General features: G+C 57.0%; 21 protein-coding genes and 1 pseudogene. 18 read left to right on the forward strand and 4 right to left on the reverse strand.

The window, feature by feature from the left end; genetic code table 11:
- Positions 1 to 150 precede the first annotated feature (150 nt).
- The 5 genes and pseudogenes from ACZZ0G_RS17725 to ACZZ0G_RS17745 all read left to right on the forward strand — a co-directional run bounded on the left by ACZZ0G_RS17725 (position 151) and on the right by ACZZ0G_RS17745 (position 5,703).
- On the forward strand, positions 151 to 2,499 hold the full coding sequence (locus ACZZ0G_RS17725; protein WP_414916548.1) for a hypothetical protein: 2,349 nt from the start codon (positions 151 to 153) through the stop codon (positions 2,497 to 2,499).
- A gap of 235 nt (positions 2,500 to 2,734) precedes the next feature.
- A complete protein-coding gene (locus ACZZ0G_RS17730) occupies positions 2,735 to 3,340 on the forward strand; it encodes a GIY-YIG nuclease family protein (RefSeq protein ID WP_463556991.1) in 606 nt (201 codons plus the stop codon).
- 52 nt (positions 3,341 to 3,392) lie between these two features.
- The gene (locus ACZZ0G_RS17735; protein WP_348751344.1) at positions 3,393 to 3,863 is read left to right on the forward strand and encodes a hypothetical protein; all 471 of its coding nucleotides are present in this window, start codon (positions 3,393 to 3,395) and stop codon (positions 3,861 to 3,863) included.
- Positions 3,864 to 4,001: 138 nt separating this feature from the next.
- On the forward strand, positions 4,002 to 4,325 hold the full coding sequence (locus tag ACZZ0G_RS17740; RefSeq protein ID WP_414916613.1) for a nucleotide-binding domain-containing protein: 324 nt from the start codon (positions 4,002 to 4,004) through the stop codon (positions 4,323 to 4,325).
- Between the two features lie 198 nt (positions 4,326 to 4,523).
- Positions 4,524 to 5,703 (forward strand): annotated as a pseudogene (locus ACZZ0G_RS17745) (cation:proton antiporter domain-containing protein).
- Here the strand turns inward: ACZZ0G_RS17745 and ACZZ0G_RS17750 are convergent.
- The 4 genes from ACZZ0G_RS17750 to map form a co-directional block, all read right to left on the reverse strand.
- Positions 5,696 to 6,388, reverse strand: a complete 693-nt coding sequence (locus ACZZ0G_RS17750; RefSeq protein WP_463556992.1) for a M12 family metallopeptidase — start codon at positions 6,386 to 6,388, stop codon at positions 5,696 to 5,698. The pseudogene ACZZ0G_RS17745 and the gene ACZZ0G_RS17750 overlap by 8 nt on opposite strands.
- 201 nt (positions 6,389 to 6,589) lie before the next feature.
- Positions 6,590 to 7,789: a succinyldiaminopimelate transaminase gene (gene dapC / locus ACZZ0G_RS17755; protein ID WP_093436601.1), complete on the reverse strand. Its 1,200-nt coding sequence runs from the start codon at positions 7,787 to 7,789 to the stop codon at positions 6,590 to 6,592.
- A gap of 43 nt (positions 7,790 to 7,832) precedes the next feature.
- Positions 7,833 to 10,535, reverse strand: coding sequence for a [protein-PII] uridylyltransferase (locus ACZZ0G_RS17760; protein ID WP_463556993.1), 2,703 nt, complete (start codon positions 10,533 to 10,535; stop codon positions 7,833 to 7,835).
- Between the two features lie 41 nt (positions 10,536 to 10,576).
- A complete protein-coding gene (gene map, locus ACZZ0G_RS17765; RefSeq protein WP_016985097.1) occupies positions 10,577 to 11,359 on the reverse strand; it encodes a type I methionyl aminopeptidase in 783 nt (260 codons plus the stop codon).
- Between the two features lie 373 nt (positions 11,360 to 11,732).
- On the opposite strand from map, the gene rpsB reads away from it, so the two are divergent.
- The 13 genes from rpsB to lpxA all read left to right on the forward strand — a co-directional run bounded on the left by rpsB (position 11,733) and on the right by lpxA (position 24,581).
- Complete coding sequence (gene rpsB, locus ACZZ0G_RS17770) at positions 11,733 to 12,470, forward strand: 30S ribosomal protein S2 (protein ID WP_003222119.1); 738 nt, start codon at positions 11,733 to 11,735, stop codon at positions 12,468 to 12,470.
- A 192-nt stretch (positions 12,471 to 12,662) separates the two neighbouring features.
- Entirely contained in the window at positions 12,663 to 13,526 is an 864-nt protein-coding gene (tsf, locus tag ACZZ0G_RS17775; protein ID WP_122609647.1) for a translation elongation factor Ts, read from the forward strand.
- Between the two features lie 209 nt (positions 13,527 to 13,735).
- The gene (gene pyrH / locus ACZZ0G_RS17780; RefSeq protein WP_003222124.1) at positions 13,736 to 14,479 is read left to right on the forward strand and encodes a UMP kinase; all 744 of its coding nucleotides are present in this window, start codon (positions 13,736 to 13,738) and stop codon (positions 14,477 to 14,479) included.
- Positions 14,476 to 15,033: a ribosome recycling factor gene (gene frr, locus ACZZ0G_RS17785; protein WP_007954771.1), complete on the forward strand. Its 558-nt coding sequence runs from the start codon at positions 14,476 to 14,478 to the stop codon at positions 15,031 to 15,033. The genes pyrH and frr overlap by 4 nt, the downstream gene beginning before the upstream one ends.
- 14 nt (positions 15,034 to 15,047) lie before the next feature.
- Positions 15,048 to 15,803, forward strand: a complete 756-nt coding sequence (gene uppS, locus ACZZ0G_RS17790) for a polyprenyl diphosphate synthase (protein WP_007908854.1) — start codon at positions 15,048 to 15,050, stop codon at positions 15,801 to 15,803.
- Positions 15,803 to 16,609, forward strand: a complete 807-nt coding sequence (locus ACZZ0G_RS17795; RefSeq protein ID WP_038357900.1) for a phosphatidate cytidylyltransferase — start codon at positions 15,803 to 15,805, stop codon at positions 16,607 to 16,609. Before uppS ends, ACZZ0G_RS17795 begins: the two co-directional genes overlap by 1 nt.
- Positions 16,606 to 17,796, forward strand: coding sequence for a 1-deoxy-D-xylulose-5-phosphate reductoisomerase (gene ispC / locus ACZZ0G_RS17800; protein WP_463556994.1), 1,191 nt, complete (start codon positions 16,606 to 16,608; stop codon positions 17,794 to 17,796). Before ACZZ0G_RS17795 ends, ispC begins: the two co-directional genes overlap by 4 nt.
- A gap of 54 nt (positions 17,797 to 17,850) precedes the next feature.
- Positions 17,851 to 19,203, forward strand: coding sequence for a sigma E protease regulator RseP (gene rseP / locus ACZZ0G_RS17805; protein ID WP_463556995.1), 1,353 nt, complete (start codon positions 17,851 to 17,853; stop codon positions 19,201 to 19,203).
- 74 nt (positions 19,204 to 19,277) lie between these two features.
- Positions 19,278 to 21,653 carry an outer membrane protein assembly factor BamA gene (gene bamA, locus ACZZ0G_RS17810; RefSeq protein ID WP_250603099.1) on the forward strand — a complete coding sequence of 792 codons (2,376 nt, stop codon included), beginning with the start codon at positions 19,278 to 19,280 and terminating at the stop codon, positions 21,651 to 21,653.
- 45 nt (positions 21,654 to 21,698) lie between these two features.
- Positions 21,699 to 22,202, forward strand: a complete 504-nt coding sequence (locus ACZZ0G_RS17815) for an OmpH/Skp family outer membrane protein (RefSeq protein ID WP_007908849.1) — start codon at positions 21,699 to 21,701, stop codon at positions 22,200 to 22,202.
- A gap of 3 nt (positions 22,203 to 22,205) precedes the next feature.
- On the forward strand, positions 22,206 to 23,261 hold the full coding sequence (gene lpxD / locus ACZZ0G_RS17820; RefSeq protein ID WP_463556996.1) for a UDP-3-O-(3-hydroxymyristoyl)glucosamine N-acyltransferase: 1,056 nt from the start codon (positions 22,206 to 22,208) through the stop codon (positions 23,259 to 23,261).
- Between the two features lie 106 nt (positions 23,262 to 23,367).
- On the forward strand, positions 23,368 to 23,808 hold the full coding sequence (gene fabZ / locus ACZZ0G_RS17825) for a 3-hydroxyacyl-ACP dehydratase FabZ (RefSeq protein WP_003222142.1): 441 nt from the start codon (positions 23,368 to 23,370) through the stop codon (positions 23,806 to 23,808).
- The gene (lpxA, locus tag ACZZ0G_RS17830; protein WP_064393182.1) at positions 23,805 to 24,581 is read left to right on the forward strand and encodes an acyl-ACP--UDP-N-acetylglucosamine O-acyltransferase; all 777 of its coding nucleotides are present in this window, start codon (positions 23,805 to 23,807) and stop codon (positions 24,579 to 24,581) included. Before fabZ ends, lpxA begins: the two co-directional genes overlap by 4 nt.
- Positions 24,582 to 24,583: the final 2 nt, after the last annotated feature.

Raw genomic sequence — 24,583 nt, forward strand, 5'->3', positions numbered from 1 at the left:
CGTGGCCGATACGTCTTGTAGCAAGAATCTAAGATTGCTTGCTTTATCTAGTAGATCCATTCCATTTGAATCGAGAATGTCTTTGGAACAAGCCTCGCCGCTCGTGGTTAAATTGCTCTTTGACTAGCAGGCAGCAGACGCGAGGGGCTGATGGGCAAGGATCAAGATTTAGAGGTCGCCGAGAAGGGCACGGACGCCAGTGGCCGCGAGCCAGTTTTAAACGCACCGCCTGAGGACGCTGATGACCAGGCCCAGGCGATTGCAGAGCACTGGCGCGGTGCCTGGAGCGATCTGAGTCGCACGGACGCCGTTGTCGCGCAAGGCCCGAGTTTTGTCCTGTGGCGTTATGAAAAAAACGGCTTCGAGAGCCCCGGTACGTTTTTCCCTGCCGAAGCGATTGACCAGACGATCCCGCACGCAGGGATGCGCGAAGCGCTGCGTGAATACCTGGCTGAGACCGACCATGCAAGCCACCTGGTGGCCGTCATCGTTTTACAAGGGGACGTTGGAGCTGCGATGTCGGTGATTCCAAAAACGGCTATCTGCAAACCGCAGGCTTGGTTTGAAATGACCAAGATTCGGAAGGCTTCGATCTCTGACAAGGTGTGGATCCCACTGCGCGCTGACCATACTCTGACGTCAGAGGGGGAGTACGGCTATGAAGGCCATCTGGAAGAGTATTTCGGCGTAGGCTCGGTCATGTTCGACCTTCAGCATCGCGACGAAATTTCTAAACTGGGTTGGGGCGACATTGGTGGTAACACCTTTGCCGGCGGTGAAGAATCGCATCGTGTATGGCCGAAAGAGAATGCCCACGACGCGTCAACAAGTCCGAGTCCCACTCTCAGTCAGCAGACTGACTCGGTCGTTAGCTTCCGTTTGCCATTCACAGACTTGAACGTGTCCTTAAACACTCGCCCAGCCAAACCTGCAGCTCCTCCCGAGCCAGTGTCTCCGGCGGAGCCCATCTTCGTCAAAACCTACTATTGGGCGGGTAACTGGGCCAGTCATCACTCTGATGCGGTAGGCACTGGACTGGTTATTGAGCAGAGCTTCGATGGTGCGGTGCCGAATGAGTGGCACCTGCATCAGGATTTCGTGATTTCGCTAGGCCTGCAGCGAGAAGGCGACGTTTGGTTGCGGCCAGTCGAGGGTTTCATGGAGGTCGTGAGGCTTAAGCGTGACGAGCAGGGTAAGCCTGTATTCCTCGAAGCGCGCACTGAGCACCTACGTGATTACCTGAGAGCTCGGGGCACGTACCTGCTGCTGAGTAGTTACCGAAGCCGCTCCCAGACCGTGTCGGATGCGTCCCATATCGGCTGGCCGTCCAGCGTCGTGCAAGAAGAGAAGGACGGAATTGCCTGGGAGGGCGTCAATTACGAGATCCATGAGGGCGGCAAGGCCTACGGCTCATTGACAGGTGTTTTCCATGTCTCTCATACAGACGTCGACACCGACGATGACGTGCCAAGGCTTGGGCTACCCGACGATGATTCTGTCGTGTCCAAATCTTGGTCTATCCAACACGAGGGAAGAAAGCTCCATTCCCTGAGTGGGTCGCTTTGGATGACTGAGGCTGTTGAGCCCGGGCGTGTGAGCGAAAAGGTAAAGGGCGAAACGCCGCTGACCAAGGTGGACTTCGCCATTAATGGCTCTGGCGATCGTGTCAGCGGGGACGAGCTCGCATCCACTGGTGGTTGGCTATGGTTCCGCCCGAGCGTCACCGCTCTTTTAGGCAGCTACCGGGGCTCTTGCCTGCGGTGGTACACCCGGGACACCGGCGCCATTGGGATCTCAAGCGGGGATAGCGTCCATTTCGGTCTGAATGCCCTAGGCTTTATCAATGTTTATGCCAAGGACATCGGCCAGCTTCCACCTTGGCAGCAACGTGTATGGGCGGGGGCAAACGTCGTTCCCGAGGGTGGAGTTTCGGAGGAGCTCTTGGCATCGCAGGCTAAAGCTCTTCCTGCTGCAACGAAAGCGCCTGAGGCGCGGCTGCGTCCGGCATATGACGAGGTCAATGCCACGTTCGAGAAAATCAGTGGAAAGCCGCTCTTCTCCCCACATCATGCGACGGATAACATTTTTAAACGTGTTCATCGGTTCCGGGCCCTGGAGAAAACTGGGGTGCTTGAGCTCGCAAAAGATCTAGCCAGGCTTACGGTTGAATCTCTCGATGGAGATGCGTTGACCTCTATGGGCGCGCAATCTGGGAAAACGAAGTCCGGGTCTATGAAACATTTGGAAGCTGGCTTGATGAAGCGGGGAGCAACCTTGGAGGAAGCGAGGGCGCTGACCAAGGTGTTGGTGGGAATCAATCAGCTTAGGCAAGCGGACGCACATTTGCCGTCCTCAGGATTTTCCGAAGCGTTTGATCTTGTAGGCGTCGATCAGCAGTCCGATACGGTGGTACAAGGGCGCCAGATGCTTGAGTTGCTGGTTGACTCTCTGGTGGGAATGACGAGAGTCTTTTCCCAGCCAGCCGTCAAAGGCAACTGACTTGGTTGACGATGAGGTGGTAAACAAGGTGCTGAGTGAGCTCGACATGAGCGAGGCGAACCTTGGGCATGGGATGTAGATATTGCACCCCTGTAACGTATTGGCTCCCTGGACTTGCTCATATGCTTCGAGCATCCGCTCTTTGGATAGAAGCTAAGAGCCCCTGTAGATGGTGGCATTTCGCCTCTTGGGGCATACTGTCTGCCTATGCAGTGAACAACAAGAGCGATGCGTTATGGCCGTAGATAGGAAATGGGAAGAAAAATTCGACTCTGATGAATTCGATGATTACAAAATGGCGTGGGTTGAAAAAGAGAGGCTCAGGCAAGAGAACTCTGACGCGGGATGGATTTATATCGGGATGGACACAAGATCCCCGGATAGAGCTAAGATCGGCCTAACGACTGGAAGGTTAGCTACTAGAGCTAGCAGTAGCCACAATCCCTCTTACGTACCGTACTATGCCTTCAAGGTTAAAGAAGGTGTTTGCAGCAAGCAGATAAACGAAATCGAAGCGCTAGCCATTTCAATGCTTGAGACTAAGTATGAGCGCGTCCCTCATGAAGGGTCAGGCGTCGCGTCTGAATGGTTTAAGGTAAGTCCAGATGAACTCAAAGAAGAAATAAATGAGTTTTTGTGTGAGAGGCATATGGGATCTATGCTTGGCTATCGTTGTTCTGATCGAGATATGGATGTGATCCACTCCTGGGGGAATGATCTCATATTGAATGGCGGTCGGAATATGCCATATGAGGCAAGTGATCGTAGTAATCCTCCGGTAGCTTTTGAATGCTACATGCCTGGTGGATGTGGCGCTGCTGATTGTGATTGTTTTGAATAGTTTGAATTTTTAGTTTGTATCATAGATGAGCTGCGTCTATAAGGAGATTCACGTGCCAGAGACAAATGATAATGCATCGAATCACGGAATATATTCTGTACTCCATCGGCTGGTAGGGATTGTTGGGTGGATACTTTTTGTTCCGGTTTTTTCGATGCTCACTTTAATCGGTTTTTACATTTGGTCTGTTTTTGACCGTTCCAGCAATTCTTTGGCAGCCGCAGGAGATATTAAGGAGATGTTGGCCACGTTTTGGCAAAATGTGAAGCCAATAGCTGTAGATATCTTAACCTCTGTTGTGCCAATTTTGATTTTGTTGGTGGTGGTGGGGCTGTTGAAATGGGCTTCTCCAGAGAAGTGGTTTAATGCTGAAAATCTTAAAGATAACTTGCCTTCGGTAATTGCGCTGATTGTTATTGTGACTGTGTGTATTTTGGCCGTTTCTGGGAACACAATACCGCACACGTTGAATAGTATCGGACTGGTTGTAATTGGCTATTATTTTGGAAAGGTTAAAGCTTAGGCCTCTTTTGAAAAGAAATGTTTATCCTGGCCTTTTTTACAAAGCCCGAAGTCGATCCGGGCTTTCTTAAAAGGCATATTTTAGATGGCGTAACCTTTAAGGGCTGGGCAGGACTATTGCTGAGGCGTTAACGATCTTATAGATGGTAGCCGAAGCCATTTCCGAACGGATCATGTTTACAGTGGGGTGCCCGTTAGGAGAGGTTGCTCACTCAACTTCATGGCAACCACCGACGTTTCGCCAACTTTCAAGGTCTATTGGCAGATCGTGCATACCGGCATGGAAGCTGCCAAGAAGAAAGGTCTACGAGGTGGATTCGAGATGTCGACGTCTGAGCTCGGCACTCTCTGGAAGGATGAAACAGCCTTGTACATCGGCACCCACACCATTGAATGCTTCATCGTGAAAGACAACTACTGTGCTGCTCAAAGTGGCCAGTTTGTCGTGGACATCAAGGCTTGATGTCAGCTGAGACTCAGCCCTGCGCCTAACCCCTTCCTGCGACGCACCCATACCCTGTTCTATTGCCTGCCTTCTCCTCGTGTTGGTAGCGGGAGGGTCGGCTGCGCTTCCTGTCGGTCGCATGCATGCAAGATCTGTCTGTCCATCTGTGTGCATGGCGAGATGTGGATTTGTGTCCACATATAGTGAGTAGCGCTGATGAACGATGCCTCGGGTCTGGTGACCTTCAAGTTCGCCCTGGTGGCCGCCATCACGGGCGTGTTCTCGCTGACCAGCGCCAGCCTCACCTTCGTCGTGGTGGCGCTTGGTGGGTTGGCGGTCGGCGTGGCATTGAGCTGGCTGGTCGGGCGTTTGCGGGCGTGGATGATCGCTCGCGGTTGGGACGATCCCGCGACGCACGTTTTGTTCATGTTACTGCTGCCGTTCGCCGCTTACGTGTTGGCTGAGCGTCTTGGTGTCTCGGGCATTCTCGGCCGTGGCAGCGGGGATGATGCAGAGCTGGCTTGATCTGCTGCCGCGGCAGACCAGCACGCGCTTGCTCAATCGCAGCGTCTGGTCGCTGCTGGAGTTCGCTTTCAACGGTTTGATTTTCCTCCTGCTTGGCCTGCAATTGCCGGACATCATCAAAGCTGTAGTCAGCCATGAACCGACGCTGTGGCCGACGTTGTTCTATCGCTGCCTTGATGTGGTGGCGATTTTCCTCGCGCTGGTGTTGCTGCGGTTTATCTGGGTGCAGAGCATCTGGCGTTTGTCGGTGCTGCTGCGACGCTTGCGCGGCAAGGGCGAGCTGACGCAAGTACCGACCGCGCGCTCCTGTTGGTTGCTGACCGTCGGCGGTGTGCGTGGTGCAGTGACGCTGGCGGGTGTGATGTCGGTGCCAATGCTGATGGGGGCTGATGCTTTTCCCGAGCGTGATCTGCTGATCTTCATCGCCGCTGGGGTGATTCTGCTGTCGCTGGTTTCGGCGTGTATCGCGCTGCCTCTGCTGTTGCGCGGCATCGAGAAAAGTCCGGATGACAAACGGCGCCAGGAAGTGCGCGATGCGTGGCGTAAAACTGCGGAAGCGGCGATTCATGCGCTCGAGACAGAGGAAACCACTCCGCAGGATGCTGCTCAGGCTGCTTTGTCGGCAGAGCTGAAGGCGCGCATCATGTCCGAGTATCGCCATCAACTGGATGTTTTCAACGATTCCGCCGAAGCGCAGGCCTTGGCGTTCCAGATGGATCTGCTTGAGCGTCGCCTGCGCTTGAAGGCGCTGCGGGCGCAGCGCCTGGAGCTCTATAGTCTCAGTCGTCAGCATCAAATAGGTGATGACGTTCTCCGAGAAGTGTTGGCCGATCTGGATTTGAGTGAGGCCAACTTGGGGCAGGTCAAATAACCTGAGCTCGATAATCAATGGCGGGATAACTTTGCTTGGCCAAGCGTTTGTCCCGTTCACTGAGTTTCAGGTTGAAGGCAATCTCGAAGTTGCCGTGGGTCAGAAAATTTTGTGCCGGATAATGCATGATGGAAAGGCTGTCGTATTCTCCTCTGGAAGTAATGTCGCAACCGGCGAGGCGGAATAAATTAAGTTCAATTTCTTCATGGTTCCAGCCATGAGTTTCGCTGAAGTACTTGTACACCGCTTCTATATCCCAAGGAATATTGGCATCGGGATGCAGATGGGCATGATGAAACCCCAGTGCATGTCCGAACTCATGCAGCAGCGTGGCTTCAAATAGCGGGTTTTGCGGTTCAGTCTGAATGACCAGCGTAGGTTCTTCTTGATCGAGTTCCAACGCTTCGGTGCCGATTGCCGACCAGTTCTCTTCGCCGCTCAGGGCGATACGGATCTGCCCGTGGCCTTGTTCGACCTGGGCAAATGTCAGGCTGACAAAGGGTTCCCATTGGCGAATTATCCGTTCGACCCGGTAGGCGAGTTCATCGGACAAATCCTCCATGAACGAAAAAGTTACCGTACTGGCGTTGTCCCATAACCGGTTGGAACAGACGATTGAACGCTTGTGACGTTTTCCCGAGGTGAAGTTGCGACTGCGCATTTTGACGAAAGGGTAATGGTGCATGATCAATATCCATATTGATTGACGAGGTGCTTATGGTGGTGCCCGGAAGTTTTTTAATCGATAGGCCGCGATTGATAGTTTCAGTAACTGTTCATCTGAAGACTATCTTTGGAGAGGGCGGGTAGGAAGTCGGTAATTGCTTTGATATGTATCGCGGTGATAAAACCGCGCGCCAGATTGCCTGGCGCGGGCCAATACGACTTATTGCTGACGGGTGATAAAGGCGCGAATCCGCTCGGCGGCTTCGACGCATTCGGCCAGCGGCGCAACCAGCGCCATGCGCACACGTCCTGCGCCCGGGTTGACGCCATCGACATCACGGGACAGATACGAGCCCGGCACCACCGTCACGTGCTCCTGCTCAAACAGATCGCGGCAGAACGCGGCGTCATCACCTTGCACGTTCGGCCACAGGTAAAAGCTGCCATCCGGACGCTGCACGTCCATCACCGGGCTGAGGATCTCCAGCACCGCATCGAATTTCTCTCGATACAGCGCGCGGTTGGCGCGCACATGCACTTCGTCATTCCACGCCGCAACGCTGGCCAGTTGCGTTTGTACCGGCATCGCGCAGCCGTGGTAGGTGCGATACAGCAGGAAGCCTTTGAGGATGTCGGCGTCGCCGGCAACGAAACCGGAGCGCAGGCCTGGCAGGTTGGAGCGCTTGGACAGGCTATGGAACACCACGCAACGCTTGAAGTCCTTGCGGCCCAGTTCGACACAGGCTGTGAGCAGGCCCGGCGGTGGCGTTTGCTCATCGAAGTACAACTCGCTGTAGCACTCGTCGGCGGCGATCACGAAATCGTACTCGTCGGCCAGAGCGATCAGCTTTTTCAGGGTGTCGACCGGGATCAGCGCGCCCGTCGGGTTGCCCGGCGAGCAGAGGAAGAGGATCTGGCAGCGTTTCCAGATGTCTGGCGAAACGGCATCGAAGTCCGGGTTGAAACCGTTCTCGTCGAGGCATGGCAGGTAATGCGGCTTGGCACCGGCGAGGAACGCCGCGCCTTCGTAGATCTGGTAGAACGGGTTCGGACTGACCACCAGCGCGTCGTCGCCACGGTTGACCACGGTCTGGGTGAAAGCGAACAGCGCTTCACGGGTGCCGTTAACCGGCAGTACATTGCGCGCCGGATCGATCCAGCCGCTCGGCACACCGAAACGCCGCTCGCACCAGCCGGCAATGGCTTCACGCAGCGCCGGGATACCGAGGGTAGTCGGATACACCGCCATCTGATCCAGGCTGTTAGCCAGCGCTTCGGCGACAAAGCTTGGCGAACGGTGTTTTGGCTCGCCGATCGACAGCGCGATCGGGCGTTTGTCCGGGTTCGGGGTCACGGTGCCGAGCAGGGCGCGGAGCTTTTCGAACGGGTACGGCTGGAGCTGGTTCAGAGCGTTGTTCATTGGGGCTGGGTCTCTCGCAAAGCCATTTGAATCCGGGGCGCCATCAAATACTGATGCGCGACAATTTGATATCGGGTTCCTGATTGACGCTCAGTTGCTCAACGATCGCATCCTGCAAACGGCTGCACAGCAACGGGTCGGACAGCGGCTGGTTGTGGGCGTCGGTGATGAAGAACACGTCTTCCACCCGCTCGCCCAAGGTCGCAATCTTGGCGTTCTGCAGCGACAGGTCGAATTCGAGGAAAATCCCGCCGATCCGCGCCAGCAGCCCTGGGCGATCAGGGGCGGTCAATTCCAGCACCGTCACCGGACGCTGCGCGTCGTTGTGGATGGTGACCTGCGGCGCGAAGGCGAAATGCTTGAGCTGGCGCGGCACGCGGCGCTGGATGATCGTCGGGTAATCGTCCGGATTGCGCAGGGCTTCGGTCAGGCCTTCGCGGATCTGCTTGACCCGCGCCGGGTTGTCGCCGATGGATTCGCCTTCGTTGTCGAGCACGATGTAGGTGTCGAGGGTGAACTGGCTGCTCGAGGTGATAACCCGAGCGTCATGAATGTTCAGGTTGAGCTGATCCATTGCCGCCACGGTCACGGCGAAGAAGTCATGCTGGTCCGGTGCATAAATGAAGATCTGCGTGCCGCCCTCGAATTCGCGCTGGGTGGTTTCCTTGATCAGCACCAACGGCCCGCCATCGACCGGCTGCTGCAGGATCGCATCACTGTGCCAAGCCACGTCGCCAGCGGTGTGGCGCAGGAAATAGTCATCGCCCAATTGCGCCCACAACTGCTCGACATCATCCGGATCGGTGCCACCACGCACCAGAATATCCAGCGCGGCGCTTTGGGTCTGACGGATCTGTTCTTCGCGATCCACCGGGTTTTCCAGGCCTCGGCGCAAGGCGCGTTTGGTCTCGGTGTAGAGCTGACGCAACAGGCTGGCGCGCCACGAATTCCACAGCGTCGGGTTGGTCGCGTTGATGTCGGCAACCGTCAGCACATAGAGATAGTCGAGGCGGGTTTCATCGCCGACAGCCAGGGCAAAGTCATGGATCACCTGCGGATCGGACAAGTCCTTGCGCTGCGCGGTGGTCGACATCACCAGATGGTTCTGCACCAGCCAGACAATCAGGCGGCTGTCCCACAGCGGCAACTGGTGGCGCTGGCAAAACGCCTCGGCATCGACCGCGCCGATTTCCGAGTGATCGCCATGCCGACCTTTGCCGATGTCGTGGTACAGACCGGCCATGTAGATCAGTTCGGGCTTGGGCAGTTTGGCCATCAGCTTGGCCGCCAGCGGAAATTTTTCCGAGACTTGGGTGTACTGCAATTTGCGCAGGTGCTTGATCAGGTTCAGCGTGTGCGCATCGACCGTATAGATGTGGAACAGGTCGTGCTGCATCTGCCCGACGATGAAACCGAACTCCGGCAGATAACGGCCAAGGATGCCGTAGCGGTTCATCCGGCGCAGGTTGCGGTGGATGCCGATCTTGCACTTGAACAGTTCGATGAACAGGCTGGTGTTGCGAATATCGTTACGGAAGTTGTCGTCGATCAGGTGACGGTGTTCGCGCAGCAAGCGAATGGTGTCGGCGCGCACCCCTTTGATTTCCGGTTGTTGCGCCATCAGCACGAAGATCTCGAGCATGGCGAACGGTGTGCGGCGGAACACGTTGTCGTTGCGTGCCTCGATATAGCCGTCGTGGAGCTGGAAGCGCGAGTTGATCGGCTGCGGCGGCGCTTCGTCTTCCGGGGCGAGGATGACTTCCTCGAAGTGCTGGATGATCAGGTCGCTGAGCTGGGCGATGCTCATTACCACGCGGAAATACTGTTGCATGAAGTTTTCGACAGCCTGTTTGGCGTCGTCACCTTCAAACCCGAGCAGCCCGGCGATGGTGCGCTGATGATCGAACAGCAAGCGGTCTTCGGAGCGCCCGGCGAGCATGTGCAGGGCATAGCGCACTTTCCAGAGGAATTCCTGGGAGGAGGCGAGCAGGGCGTTTTCGCTTTCGACCAGGAAGCCTTCGCCGGCGAGGGCGCGCAGGTTCAGGGTGCCGTACTGACGCCGGGCCACCCACAGAATCGTCTGGATATCCCGCAGGCCGCCGGGCGAGCCTTTGACGTTGGGTTCCAGGTTGTATTCAGTGTCGTTGTACTTGTGGTGACGGGCCTTTTGCTCGGCACGTTTGGCCAGGAAGAACTCCTTGGCCGGCCACATGTGTGCAGTGCTGGTGACATCGAGCATGCGCTGACGCAAACGCTCGGGGCCGCAGATGGTGCGGCTTTCCATCAGGTTGGTGACCACGGTCAGGTCGGCGCGCGCCTCTTCGGCGCATTCATCGACCGAGCGCACGCTCTGACCGACCTCGAGGCCGATGTCCCACAACAATGTGAGAAAACGCTCGATGGAGTCGCGGAAAACTTCGTGGTCGGCGCTGTCCAGCAGGATCAGCAGATCGATGTCGGAGTACGGGTGCAGCTCACCGCGACCGTAGCCACCGACCGCGACCAGCGCGATGTCGGCGTCTTCGCTCCAGTTGAACTGCTCCCAGGCTTTTTGCAGGATGTTGTCGACGAACCAGGCACGGTCTTCGATCAGGCGGCGGATGTCGCGACCTTGGCGAAAACGTGTGTCGAGAACCTCGCGAGCCTGGCGGATCGCCTTCTTGAACGCCGCGATAGGACTCGCTTTCAGGGCCAGTTCAGCCTGGAACTGGCCGCGGTCGAAGAGTTCGGGATCCACCTGCGGCATCGATTGGCTTTCCTTCTATAAGGCTGGGAGCGTTGTGTGGATCAGGCCGAGATGCGCGGGATGGTGTCGTCGGCGCGCAGGGTGAAGATCTCGTAACCGGTGTCGGTGACCAGCAGCGTGTGTTCCCACTGTGCCGAAAGCTTGCGGTCCTTGGTGATCGCGGTCCAACCGTCGCCCAATACTTTGGTGTCGGCCTTGCCCTGGTTGATCATTGGTTCGATGGTGAAGGTCATGCCGGCCTTCAGCTCCATGCCGGTGCCAGCGCGGCCGTAGTGCAGGATCTGCGGCTCTTCGTGGAAGACCTTGCCGATGCCGTGACCGCAGAACTCGCGAACTACCGAGAAACCGTTCTTTTCGGCGTGCTTCTGGATCACTTCGCCGATGTCGCCGAGGCGGCAGCCGGGTTTGACGATCTCGATCGCCTTGTACATGCATTCCTGGGTGATCTGCGACAGGCGCTCGGCCCAGACCGGCACTTCGCCGACGTGGAACATGCGGCTGGTGTCGCCGTGGTAGCCGTCCTTGATCACGGTCACGTCGATATTGAGGGTGTCGCCGTTTTTCAGCGGCTTGTCATTCGGGATGCCATGGCAGACCACGTGGTTGATCGAGGTGCAGATCGACTTCGGGTAGCCCTTGTAGTTGAGCGGGGCCGGGATGGCTTGCTGCACGTTGACGATGTAGTCGTGGCAGATCTGGTTCAGCTCATCGGTGGTGACGCCCGGTTTGACATGTTCGGCAATCATTTCCAGCACATCGGCGGCCAGTTTGCCGGCGACACGCATGCCAGCGATGTCCTCGGGAGTTTTGAGGTTGACGGTCATACAGGCTCTCTCTGCGCTCGGCGGCGCTTGCTGGTACGGATAGGGTGGCCGGTGTTCGATTGGCGACCCTGAAAAACGCGATTCTAACAGACGCACGGCGCAATTCAGCGCCCGTGTGCATCGCTTCTCTCTATACAATGGTGCGTTCGGGGCCGATTCCAAGGGGGCTGCGCCCATGTCCTTGGTGCGAATACAGATTCCGGGTTCCGTTTCTGCGCACCCTGTGGTATAAAATGCGCCGCTTTCCGGGGATACCCCGAAAAGCTTAAATCCACACACGTGTCGACACGATGACCTGGGTGCTTTTGGCTTTATGCCACTGGTTGGTCATTGGGATACGTGGAGGCCAAACCCGACTTATTAAGGAACTATCATGTCCCAAGTCAATATGCGCGATATGCTGAAGGCCGGTGTGCACTTCGGTCACCAAACCCGTTACTGGAATCCGAAAATGGGTAAGTACATTTTCGGCGCGCGTAACAAGATTCACATCATCAACCTTGAAAAAACCCTGCCAATGTTCAACGAAGCTCTGACTTTCGTAGAGCGTCTGGCCCAGGGCAAAAACAAGATTCTGTTCGTCGGCACCAAGCGTTCCGCTGGCAAGATCGTTGCTGAAGAAGCAGCACGTTGCGGTTCGCCGTACGTCGATCACCGCTGGTTGGGCGGCATGCTGACCAACTTCAAAACCATTCGTGCTTCCATCAAGCGTCTGCGTGACCTTGAAGTTCAAGCCGAAGACGGTACTTTCGCCAAGCTGACCAAGAAAGAAGCGCTGATGCGCTCCCGTGACCTTGAGAAGCTGGATCGTTCGCTGGGCGGCATCAAGGACATGGGCGGTCTGCCAGACGCACTGTTCGTGATCGACGTTGACCACGAGCGCATCGCGATCACCGAAGCCAACAAGCTGGGCATCCCGGTAATCGGCGTTGTCGACACCAACAGCAGCCCGGAAGGCGTTGACTACATCATCCCAGGCAACGATGACGCAATCCGCGCTATCCAGCTGTACATGGGTTCGATGGCTGACGCAGTGATCCGTGGTCGCAACAATGTTGCTGGCGGCACTGTAGAATTCGCAGCTGAAGAAACTCAGGCTGCAGCTGAGTAATTAACGCCCTGGCGTTGACTCAGTAAGCAAAAAGGGGGCTTGGCCCCCTTTTTGCCACCTCGAAAACCATTTGTCGGCGGCGCAGCTACAGCTCCTGTAACGTGCAGCAGCTACAAGGTGGGACTCGGGACGAATTGAACGCCCGTTCGATCGGGTGGAATGGTTGAAAACCTATCCAAGAGGAATTTGAAAATGGCAGCAATTACTGCAGCGTTGGTTAAAGAACTGCGCGAGCGTACCGGCGAAGGCATGATGGACTGCAAGAAAGCCCTGGAAAAGGCTGACGGCGACATCGAAAAAGCCATTGATGACATGCGTGCTTCGGGCGCGATCAAGGCTGCCAAGAAAGCGGGCAACGTTGCCGCTGAAGGCGCAATCGCCATCAAATCGAACGACAAGGTAGCCGTGCTGCTGGAAGTCAACTCGCAGACCGACTTCCTGGCTCTGCAAGACGACTTCAAGAACTTCGTTGCTGCCAGCGTAGAAAAAGCCTTCGACGAGAACCTGACCGACGCAGCTCCGCTGATCGCCGCTCAGGAATCGGCTCGTGAAGCTCTGGTTGCCAAAGTTGGCGAAAACGTCAACATCCGTCGTCTGGTCCGCGTAGAGGGTGACGTTGTCGGCACCTACCTGCACGGTAACAAGATCGGTGTTGCTGTTGTCCTGAAAGGCGGTGACGTCGAGCTGGCCAAAGACATCGCGATGCACGTAGCTGCAAGCAACCCTGAGTTCCTGCTGCCTTCGCAAGTTTCGGATGAAGCGATCGAGCGTGAAAAAGCTGTGTTCCTGCAGCTGAACGAAGAGAAGATCAAAGGCAAGCCAGAAAACATTGTTGAGAACATGGTCAAAGGCCGTATCAGCAAGTTCCTGGCAGAAGCAAGCCTGGTTGAGCAGGCGTTCGTCAAGAACCCTGAAGTCAAGGTTGGCGAGCTGGCCAAGAAAGCCGGCGCAGAAATCGTTTCCTTCACTTACTTCAAGGTAGGCGAAGGCATCGAGAAGCCGGTCGACAACTTCGCTGAAGAAGTTGCTGCCCAGCTGGCTGCCGCCAAGCAATAAGACGGTTTTTCAACTGTCGCCCGAAAGAGGCTGCCCGCTTACGCGCGCAGCCTCTTTTCAGATGGGGTTGCCAATTTTTAATTGGTTTCCACTTGGAACTGACTTACAAAGCCATGTTCCGATGGCGCTGAAGCAGCGCCAAGCTAGAGTGAACGCCAGCTGTAAACAGCTCGCAAAGAATTTTAAATACGCCGCAGGAGAGATTCGCAATGGCTCAGCAGGGCAGTGGTTATCAGGCTCGCTATAAACGCATTCTACTCAAGCTTAGCGGCGAGGCCCTGATGGGCTCGGAAGAGTTCGGGATCGATCCAAAAGTGCTGGATCGGATGGCGCTCGAAGTTGGCCAGCTGGTCGGCATCGGCGTACAGGTCGGTCTGGTGATCGGTGGTGGCAACCTGTTCCGTGGTGAAGCCTTGAGCAAAGCCGGCATGGATCGGGTCACAGGCGACCACATGGGCATGCTGGCCACTGTGATGAACGCCCTGGCCATGCGCGACGCGCTGGAACGTGCCAATATCTCGGCCATCGTGATGTCGGCCATTTCCATGGTTGGCGTGACCGATCACTATGATCGCCGCAAAGCCATGCGCCACCTGAACTCCAAAGACGTCGTGATCTTCGCAGCCGGTACTGGCAACCCGTTCTTCACCACGGATTCGGCAGCCTGCCTGCGTGCAATCGAAATCGATGCCGACGTCGTGCTGAAAGCGACCAAGGTCGATGGCGTTTACACCGCAGACCCGTTCAAAGACCCGCATGCCGAGAAGTTCGATCATCTGACTTATGATGAAGTACTGGATCGCAAGCTGGGTGTAATGGATCTGACAGCTATTTGCCTGTGCCGCGACCACAAGATGCCGCTGCGCGTATTCAACATGAACAAGCCCGGTGCCCTGCTGAACATTGTGCACGGCGGCGCTGAAGGGACTTTGATCGAGGAAGGCCAACAATGATCAACGAAATCAAGAAAGACGCCCAAGCGCGTATGCAGAAATCCCTGGAGTCTCTGAACCACGCGTTCGGCCAGATTCGTACCGGCAAGGCTCACCCGAGCATCCTCGGCAGTGTCATGGTGCCTTACTACGGCACTGACACCCCGCTGAGCGGCGTTGCCAACGTCACCGTGAAAGACTCGCGCACCCTGCAGGTCGTGGCGTTCGAGCGCAACATGCTCGCTGCCGTCGACAAGGCAATCCAGAGCGCCGGTCTGAATCTCAACCCGACCAACCTGGGTGAGTTGCTGTTGATCCCTATGCCGGCCCTCACCGAGGAGACGCGTAAAGGCTTCACCAAGCAGGCGCGTAGCGCTGCTGAAGACGCGCGTGTTGCCGTGCGCAATATTCGTCGTGATGCCTTGGGCGAGCTCAAGAAACTGGTCAAGGACAAGGAAATCAGCGAAGACGAAGAGCGTCGTGCCATCGCTGATATCGATAAGCTGACCAAAGAATCCGAGGCCCAGATCACCAAGGCCACGGACGAGAAAGAAAAAGACCTGATGGCCGTATAAGGGTCGAGCTTTAAATGGACAAGACCAAGCAGACTGCGCCGTCCGCGGTGCCGCGCCATGTCGCGATCATCATGGATGGCAACAATCGCTGGGCGAAAAAACGCTTTATGCCGGGTGTCGCCGGGCATAAAGCGGGCGTGGATGCTGTGCGTGCCGTAATCGAGGTGTGTGCCGAGGCCAAGGTCGAAGTGCTCACCCTGTTCGCGTTTTCCAGTGAGAACTGGCAGCGCCCGGCCGATGAAGTCAGTGCCTTGATGGATCTGTTCTTCAAGGCATTGCGTCGTGAGGCCAAGCGTCTCAATGACAACAACATCAGCCTGCGCATCATTGGCGATCGTTCGCGCTTTCATCCGGAGCTTCAGGCGGCAATGCGTGAAGCCGAAGCGATGACGGCCGGTGCCAACCGCTTCATCCTGCAGATCGCCGCCAATTACGGCGGTCAGTGGGATATTGCGCAAGCTGCGCAGCGTCTGGCGCGTGAAGTTCAGGCCGGGCACTTGCGTCCGGAAGACATCACGCCGGATCTGCTGCAAACCTGTCTGGCCACCGGCGATCTGCCGTTGCCGGACTTGTGCATTCGTACCGGTGGCGAGCATCGCATCAGCAACTTCCTGCTATGGCAACTGGCTTACGCCGAGTTGTACTTCTCCGACCTGTTCTGGCCGGACTTCAAACACGATGCCATGCGCAATGCGCTGGCCGATTTCGCTTCGCGCCAGCGTCGCTTCGGTAAAACGAGCGAACAGGTCGAAGCTGGAGCCCGGGTTTAATGCTTAAACAACGAATCATTACTGCACTGATCCTGCTGCCGATCGCTTTGTGCGGGTTTTTCCTGCTGGAAGGCTCCGGTTTTGCCTTGTTCATCGGTCTGGTCGTGACTTTGGGGGCGTGGGAGTGGGCACGTCTGGCTGGCTTCACCGGGCAAGCGTTCCGCGTGGGTTTTGCCGCCGTGGTCGCGTTCATGTTGTTCATCATGTACATCCTGCCCGGGCTTGCCCCGTGGGTGCTGGGTGCGTCTGTGTTGTGGTGGGCGGCGGCGACCTGGCTGGTGCTGACCTATCCGCGCTCCAGCGTGCATTGGTCCAGTGCGGCAACCAAACTGGTCATCGGTCTGTTGATTCTGCTGCCGGCCTGGCAAGGTCTGGTGCAGATCAAACAGTACCCGCTGGGCAACTGGCTGATCATGGCGGTGATGGTGCTGGTCTGGGGCGCTGATATCGGTGCCTACTTCTCTGGTCGCAAGTTCGGCAAGCGCAAGTTGGCCCCGCAAGTCAGCCCGGGCAAAAGCTGGGAAGGCGTCTACGGCGGTCTGGCGCTGAGCCTGCTGATCACAGCGATTGTCGGTCTGGTGCGTGACTGGACTGTCGCCGAGTTGCTTAAAGGCTTGATCGGCGCTGCGCTGATCGTCTTCATCTCGGTTGTCGGCGACCTGACCGAAAGCATGTTCAAGCGTCAGTCTGGCATCAAGGACAGCAGCAATCTGCTACCTGGTCATGGTGGTGTGCTTGATCGTATCGACAGCCTGACCGCGGCGATCCCGGTGTTTGCCGTGCTGTTGTGGATGGCTGCACCGTGAGTCGCCCTCAGCAGATTACCGTTCTGGGTGCGACAGGTTCGATCGGTCTGAGCACACTGGATGTCATTGCCCGTCATCCTGAGCGTTATCAGGTTTTCGCGTTGAGTGGTTTCACCCGTCTGAGCGAGCTTTTCGCATTATGCGTGCGCCACGTGCCGCAGTTCGCTGTGGTGCCCGAAGCGGCTGCCGCGCGCGGCCTGCAGGATGATTTGCGTGCTGCCGGTTTGCCGACCCGCGTGCTGGTGGGGGAGGAGGGCTTGTGTCAGGTCGCTGCTGCTCCCGAAGTCGATGCGGTGATGGCGGCAATCGTTGGTGCGGCAGGTTTGCGCCCGACTCTGGCCGCCGTCGAAGCCGGCAAAAAGATTCTCCTGGCCAATAAAGAGGCGCTGGTGATGTCCGGCGCTTTGTTCATGCAAGCGGTGCGCAAGAGTGGTTCGGTGTTGCTGCCGATCGACAGTGAACACAACGCGATTTTCCAGTGCATGCCACAGGATTTCGCCCGTGGACTGGGTTCGGTCGGCGTCCGTCGGATTTTACTGACAGCCTCTGGTGGCCCGTTCCGACAGACGCCGATGAGTGAACTGGCGCATGTTTCACCTGATCAGGCGTGTGCGCACCCGAACTGGTCCATGGGGCGCAAGATTTCGGTCGATTCGGCCAGCATGATGAATAAAGGTCTTGAACTGATCGAGGCCTGTTGGTTGTTTGATGCAAAGCCCTCGCAGGTCGAGGTGGTGATCCATCCGCAGAGCGTGATTCACTCGCTGGTCGATTATGTCGACGGTTCAGTGCTGGCGCAGTTGGGCAATCCCGACATGCGTACACCGATCGCCAATGCCCTGGCCTGGCCGGAGCGCATTGATTCCGGCGTCGCACCGCTGGATCTGTTCGCCGTCGCGCGTCTGGACTTCGAGGCGCCGGATGAAGGGCGCTTCCCGTGTCTGCGTCTGGCCCGGCAAGCTGCCGAGGCTGGCGACAGTGCACCGGCGATGCTCAATGCGGCCAACGAAGTGGCGGTGGCAGCGTTTCTCGACGGACGGGTCCGTTATCTGGAAATCGCGAGTATCATCGAGGAAGTCTTGAATCTCGAGGCGGTGGTTGCGCTGGCGGATCTCGATGCCGTGTTTACGGCGGATGCCAAGGCGCGAGTGCTGGCCGGGCAGTGGTTGAAGCGTCACGATCGATAGTATTTGCAAGACAATGGCTACACGCGGCACTGAACAGGTTTGCGGAGAAAGTAGATGAGCGCGCTCTATATGATTGCCGGCACCCTGATCGCCTTGGGTGTGCTGGTCACCTTTCACGAATTCGGCCATTTCTGGGTCGCGCGTCGCTGTGGCGTCAAGGTTCTACGTTTTTCCGTAGGCTTCGGCATGCCGCTGCTGCGCTGGCATGACAAGCAAGGCACCGAATTTGTGGTCGCGGCGATACCGTTGGGCGGCTACGTCAAAATGCTTGACGAGCGCGAAGGCGAAGTGCCGGTCGATCAGCTTGATCAGTCTTTCAATCGCAAATCCGTACGTCAGCGTATCGCTATTGTTGCCGCAGGCCCCATTGCCAACTTTCTGTTGGCGCTGGTGTTCTTCTGGGTGCTGGCCATGCTCGGCAGCGAGCAGATTCGCCCGGTCATTGGTGCAGTTGAGTCCGGTAGTATCGCCGCCAGTGCCGGTTTGAACGCAGGTGAGGAAATCGTCGCGATCGATGGTGAGCCGACTTCCGGTTGGGCCGCCGTCAATTTGCAACTGGTACGGCGCCTGGGCGAAAGCGGTTCTCTGCAGTTGCTGGTGCGAGAGCAAGGCTCGACTGCGGATACGCCGCGAGAGCTGAAGCTGGATAACTGGCTCAAGGGCGCTGATGAGCCGGACCCGATCCGCTCTCTGGGTATTCGTCCTTGGCGCCCGGCTCTGCCGCCGGTACTGGCTGAACTTGATCCGAAAGGCCCGGCCCAGGCGGCCGGCCTGAAGACTGGTGATCGCCTGTTGGCGCTCGACGGTCAGGCGCTGAATGACTGGCAGCAAGTCGTTGATACCGTTCGTACGCGTCCTGATACCAAAATTCTGCTGCGCATCGAGCGCGACAGTGCTCAAATCGACGTCCCTGTGACCCTGGCGGCGCGTGGTGAAAGCAAATCGCCAAGCGGATATCTGGGCGCGGGCGTTAAAGCTGTCGACTGGCCACCGGAGATGATCCGCGAGGTCAGTTACGGGCCGTTGGCTGCAATTGGCGAGGGCGCCCGTCGCACTTGGACCATGAGCATCCTGACGCTCGATTCACTGAAGAAAATGCTGTTCGGCGAGCTCTCGGTAAAAAACTTGAGTGGACCGATAACCATTGCTAAAGTGGCGGGCGCTTCTGCCCAGTCGGGCGTCGCTGATTTCCTGAATTTCCTTGCTTATCTGAGTATTAGCCTGGGCGTTCTGAATTTGCTGCCCATTCCTGTACTGGATGGGGGGCATTTGTTGTTTTATCTGATCGAGTGGGCGCGTGGTCGTCCCTTGTCGGATCGGGTGCAAGGTTGGGGGATACAGATCGGTATCAGTTTGGTGGTCGGGGTGATGTTGCTTGCTCTGGTCAACGATCTGGGTCGACTGTAACGCTTCGCTGAATTGCGAATCTGCCGCATTTTGCGGCAGTTTGTTTATTGCCAGTTGGAATAAGAAAGGACTTCATGAAACGTCTGCTGCTAACTGCGGTTCTCACCGTATTGATGATCGCCGAAGTTCACGCCGAGTCCTTCACTATCTCTGATATTCGCGTCAATGGCCTCCAGCGGGTCTCCGCGGGTAGCGTCTTTGGTGCCTTGCCGTTGAACGTCGGTGAGCAGGCGGATGATCGTCGCCTGGTGGAATCCACTCGTGCGTTGTTCAAAACCGGTTTCTTTCAAGATATCCAGCTGGGTCGCGAAGGCAACGTTCTGGTAATCACGGTTGTCGAGCGTCCATCCGTCGCCAGTATCGAAATCGAAGGTAACAAGGCGATTTCCACTGAAGACCTGATGAAGGGCCTCAAGCAATCCGGTCTGGCCGAAGGCGAGATCTTCCAGCGTGCCACCCTCGAAGGCGTGCGTAACGAACTGCAACGTCAGTACGTCGCACAGGGCCGCTATTCGGCTACCGTCGATACCGAAGTGGTTTCGCAGCCGCGCAACCGTGTCGGTCTGAAAGTGAAGATCAACGAAGGCACCGTTGCGGCGATTCAGCACATCAACGTGGTGGGCAACACGGTTTTCCCCGAAGAAGACCTGACCGACCTGTTCGAACTGAAAACCACCAACTGGCTGTCGTTCTTCAAGAACGATGACAAGTACGCCCGTGAAAAACTGTCCGGTGACCTGGAGCGTCTGCGTTCCTACTACCTGGACCGTGGCTATATCAACATGGATATCGCTTCGACCCAGGTGTCCATCACCCCGGACAAGAAGCATGTCTACATCACTGTCAACGTCACCGAAGGCGAGAAGTACACCGTTCGTGACGTCAAGCTCAGCGGTGATCTGAAAGTCCCTGAAGATCAGGTCAAGTCCCTGTTGCTGGTGCAGAAAGGCCAGGTGTTCTCGCGCAAGCTGATGACCACTACCTCCGAGCTGATCACCCGTCGTCTGGGTAACGAGGGTTACACCTTCGCCAACGTCAACGGCGTGCCTCAGCCGCACGATGACGACCATACCGTCGATATCCTGTTTGCCGTTGATCCGGGCAAGCGTGCCTACGTCAACCGCATCAACTTCCGTGGCAACACCAAGTCCGAAGACGAAGTGCTGCGTCGTGAAATGCGTCAGATGGAAGGTGGCTGGGCTTCGACCTACCTGATCGACCAATCCAAGACTCGTCTTGAGCGTCTGGGCTTCTTTAAAGAGGTCAACGTTGAGACCCCTGCTGTGCCAGGTGTCGACGACCAGGTTGACGTGAACTACGCCGTTGAAGAACAGGCTTCCGGTTCGATTACCGCCAGTGTCGGTTTCGCCCAGAGCGCCGGTCTGATCCTCGGTGGTTCGATCACCCAGAACAACTTCCTCGGTACCGGTAACCGCGTCAGCGTCGGCCTGACCCGCAGTGAATACCAGAGCCGTTACAACTTCGGCTACGTTGACCCGTACTGGACCGCCGATGGCGTGAGCCTGGGTTACAACGCGTTCTATCGCACCACTGACTACAAAGACCTCGACGTCGACGTAGCAAGCTATGCGGTCGACAGCCTGGGTGCCGGCGTGAACGTTGGTTACCCGATCAGCGAGACTTCGCGTCTGACGTTTGGTCTGTCGGTTCAACAGGACGAGATCAAGACCGGTACCTACACCGTTGACGAGATTTTCGACTTCGTTAACAAGGAAGGCGACAAGTACCTGAACTTCAAGGCTTCGGCCGGCTGGTCCGAATCGACCCTGAACAAAGGCGTACTGCCGACCCGTGGTCGTTCCCAGAGTCTGACCCTGGAAACCACAGTGCCAGGCAGCGACCTGTCGTTCTACAAACTCGATTACCGCGGTCAGCTGTTCCAGCCGATCAGCGAGAACTACACCCTGCGTCTGCACACTGAGCTGGGTTATGGCGACGGATACGGTGGAACCGATGGCTTGCCATTCTATGAAAACTACTATGCTGGTGGTTTCAACTCGGTTCGTGGCTTCAAGGACAGCACTCTCGGCCCGCGCAGTACGCCGAGCCGTGGCACCAACCCGGGCACATTGGCTGACCCGGACCAGGATCCACTGCCGTTCGGTGGTAACGTCCTGATCCAGGGTGGTGTCGAGGTTCTGTTCCCGCTGCCGTTCGTGAAAGATCAACGTTCCCTGCGCACCTCTGTTTTCTGGGATGTGGGTAACGTATTTGACTCGCAGTGCAAGGACACTACCAATGCGAACGGCTCGACGTCGAACACCAAGTGCAACGACATCAGCCTGAGCAACATGGCCAGTTCCGTGGGTGTGGGTGTGACCTGGGTCACCGCACTGGGTCCTCTGAGCTTCGCGTTGGCCATGCCAATCAAGAAGCCGGATGAGGCTGAAACTCAAGTGTTCCAATTCTCCCTCGGCCAGACGTTCTAAGCGTCTGACCCAAGATAACGACAATGGATTTTGTAGGAGTGCATCGTGCGTAAGTTGACTCAATTGGTTCTCCTGGCCTCCTTGATGGTGGCAGGCCCGGCATTTGCCGACATGAAAATTGCCGTTCTGAATTATCAGATGGCCCTGCTGGAATCCGACGCGGCCAAGAAATACGCCGTGGATGCCGAGAAAAAATTCGGTCCACAACTGACCAAGCTGAAAACACTGGAAAGCAGTGCCAAGGGCATTCAGGATCGTCTGATGGCCGGTGGCGACAAAATGCAGCAAGGTGAGCGTGAACGTCTGGAGCTGGAATTCAAGCAAAAGGCCCGTGACTTCCAGTTCCAGTCCAAAGAGCTGAACGAAGCCAAAGCTGTTGCCGACCGCGAAATGCTCAAGCAACTGAAGCCGAAACTGGATAGCGCAGTGGAAGAAGTCATCAAGAAAGGTGGTTTTGACCTGGTGTTCGAGCGTGGCGCAGTCATCGATGTCAAACCTCAGTACGACATCACGCGCCAGGTTATCGAGCGCATGAATCAGCTGAAGTAACCCATGACCGTGACTATCAAGCTCGGCCAGTTGGCCGAGTTCCTCGGCGCCACCCTGAGTGGCGACCCTGAGAAGCAAATTACTGGGCTAGCCACTTTGCAAGAGGCTGGCCCAGCTCATTTGAGCTTTCTGGCAAACCCTCAATATCGCAAATACCTGGCGGGCTCGCAGGCAGCTGCATTGCTGCTCAAAGAGGCCGACGCCGAAGGTTATGCCGGTAATGCATTGGTGGTGCCGGATCCTTACCTGGCTTACGCGCGCATCTCGCACCTGTTCGATCCCAAGCCAAAAGCCACTGCGGGTATCCATCCTTCAGCGGTCATTGCTGCGGACGCTTTTGTTGATCCAACCGCCAGCATCGGCCCGTTCGTGGTGATCGAGGCCGGTGCGCGGATCGCGGCAAACGTGACACTGGGCGCCCATTGCTTCATCGGCGCGCGCAGCGAAATCGGCGAAGGCGGCTGGCTTGCTCCGCGCGTGACGCTGTATCACGACGTGCGCATCGGCAAGCGTGTGGTGATTCAGTCCGGTGCCGTGCTCGGTGGGGAAGGCTTCGGCTTCGCCAACGAAAAGGGTGTCTGGCAGAAGATCGCCCAGATTGGTGGCGTGACCATCGGCGACGATGTCGAGATTGGCGTGAATACTGCCATCGACCGTGGTGCACTGGCCGATACGGTGATCGGCAATGGCGTGAAGCTCGACAACCAGATCCAGATCGCGCACAACGTTCAGGTCGGTGATCACACCGCTATGGCCGCGTGTGTCGGGATTTCCGGCAGCACCAAAATCGGCAAGCACTGCATGCTTGCAGGCGGTGTCGGTCTGGTCGGCCACATTGATATTTGCGACAACGTTTTCCTGACCGGGATGACCATGGTGACCCACTCGATTACCGAGCCGGGCGCCTATTCTTCCGGCACAGCCATGCAACCGGCGGCCGAATGGCGCAAAAGCGCGGCCCGCATCCGTCAGCTCGATGACATCGCGCGACGTTTGAAACAGCTGGAAAAGCGCGTAGGGGAAGTGACCCCTGACGGCAATGCTTCATCAGATGGCTGATACCATTTCCATATCAAGTGTGCACAGCCTCTAGACTGCCTCCTTGATTTGCTAGAGGAGTGCGCGTCAGTCGCGCTCCCAATCTTTACATAGGCTTCCCCCCGAAATGATGGACATCAACGAGATTCGCGAATACCTGCCTCACCGTTACCCGTTCCTGCTGGTGGACCGGGTGGTGGAACTGGACACTGAAGGCAAGCGCATTCGCGCCTACAAGAATGTCAGCATCAATGAACCGTTCTTCAATGGTCACTTCCCGGCGCATCCAATCATGCCGGGCGTGCTGATCATCGAAGCGATGGCTCAGGCTGCCGGGATCCTCGGTTTCAAAATGCTTGATGTGAAGCCTGCCGACGGCACGCTTTACTACTTCGTCGGTTCCGACAAGCTGCGCTTCCGCCAGCCTGTTTTGCCGGGCGATCAACTGATCCTTGAAGCCAAGTTCATCAGTTGCAAGCGTCAGATCTGGAAGTTCGAATGCCAGGCTTCGGTCGATGGCAAGCCGGTCTGCTCGGCTGAAATCATCTGTGCGGAACGCAAGCTATGAGTTTGATTGACCCTCGCGCAATCATCGATCCGTCAGCCGTTCTGGCTGATGGCGTCGAGGTCGGCCCGTGGTCGATCATCGGCGCAGGTGTGGAAATCGGCGAGGGTACCGTGATTGGGCCGCATGTGATCCTTAAAGGTCCGACCCGCATCGGCAAGCACAATCGCATCTACCAGTTTTCCTCGGTAGGCGAAGACACGCCCGATCTGAAATACAAGGGTGAAGAAACCCGTCTGGTGATCGGTGACCATAACGTCATCCGTGAAGGCGTGACGATTCACCGTGGTACCGTGCAGGACCGTTCGGAAACCACGCTGGGCGATCACAACCTGATCATGGCCTACGCGCACATCGGCCATGACAGCGTCATCGGCAACCACTGCATTCTGGTCAACAACACCGCGTTGGCTGGCCACGTGCATGTGGATGACTGGGCGATCCTCTCCGGTTTCACCCTGGTTCACCAGTATTGCCATATCGGCGCCCACAGCTTTTCCGGCATGGGTACCGCCATCGGCAAGGACGTTCCGGCGTTCGTCACCGTGTTCGGCAACCCTGCCGAAGCGCGCAGCATGAACTTCGAAGGCATGCGTCGTCGCGGTTTCAGCGAGGATGCGATCCACACCCTGCGTCGCGCTTACAAAACTGTCTATCGCCAGGGCCTCACGGTCGAACAGGCGTTGGCCGAGCTGGTTGAACCTGCTGCGCAGTTCCCGGAAGTTGCGATATTCCGTGACTCCATTCAGTCGTCGACTCGCGGCATCACTCGCTGATC

The sequence above is a fragment of the Pseudomonas sp. AC169 genome, from assembly GCF_979258515.1.

Bases quoted from the DNA above. Each gene is read 5' to 3' on its own strand.
- ACZZ0G_RS17725 (WP_414916548.1), top strand. From the start codon at position 151: ATGGGCAAGGATCAAGATTTAGAGGTCGCCGAGAAGGGCACGGACGCC.
- ACZZ0G_RS17730 (WP_463556991.1), top strand. From the start codon at position 2,735: ATGGCCGTAGATAGGAAATGGGAAGAAAAATTCGACTCTGATGAATTC.
- ACZZ0G_RS17750 (WP_463556992.1), bottom strand. From the start codon at position 6,388: ATGCACCATTACCCTTTCGTCAAAATGCGCAGTCGCAACTTCACCTCG.
- dapC (WP_093436601.1), bottom strand. From the start codon at position 7,789: ATGAACAACGCTCTGAACCAGCTCCAGCCGTACCCGTTCGAAAAGCTC.
- ACZZ0G_RS17760 (WP_463556993.1), bottom strand. From the start codon at position 10,535: ATGCCGCAGGTGGATCCCGAACTCTTCGACCGCGGCCAGTTCCAGGCT.
- map (WP_016985097.1), bottom strand. From the start codon at position 11,359: ATGACCGTCAACCTCAAAACTCCCGAGGACATCGCTGGCATGCGTGTC.
- rpsB (WP_003222119.1), top strand. From the start codon at position 11,733: ATGTCCCAAGTCAATATGCGCGATATGCTGAAGGCCGGTGTGCACTTC.
- tsf (WP_122609647.1), top strand. From the start codon at position 12,663: ATGGCAGCAATTACTGCAGCGTTGGTTAAAGAACTGCGCGAGCGTACC.
- pyrH (WP_003222124.1), top strand. From the start codon at position 13,736: ATGGCTCAGCAGGGCAGTGGTTATCAGGCTCGCTATAAACGCATTCTA.
- frr (WP_007954771.1), top strand. From the start codon at position 14,476: ATGATCAACGAAATCAAGAAAGACGCCCAAGCGCGTATGCAGAAATCC.
- uppS (WP_007908854.1), top strand. From the start codon at position 15,048: ATGGACAAGACCAAGCAGACTGCGCCGTCCGCGGTGCCGCGCCATGTC.
- ACZZ0G_RS17795 (WP_038357900.1), top strand. From the start codon at position 15,803: ATGCTTAAACAACGAATCATTACTGCACTGATCCTGCTGCCGATCGCT.
- rseP (WP_463556995.1), top strand. From the start codon at position 17,851: ATGAGCGCGCTCTATATGATTGCCGGCACCCTGATCGCCTTGGGTGTG.
- bamA (WP_250603099.1), top strand. From the start codon at position 19,278: ATGAAACGTCTGCTGCTAACTGCGGTTCTCACCGTATTGATGATCGCC.
- lpxD (WP_463556996.1), top strand. From the start codon at position 22,206: ATGACCGTGACTATCAAGCTCGGCCAGTTGGCCGAGTTCCTCGGCGCC.
- fabZ (WP_003222142.1), top strand. From the start codon at position 23,368: ATGATGGACATCAACGAGATTCGCGAATACCTGCCTCACCGTTACCCG.
- lpxA (WP_064393182.1), top strand. From the start codon at position 23,805: ATGAGTTTGATTGACCCTCGCGCAATCATCGATCCGTCAGCCGTTCTG.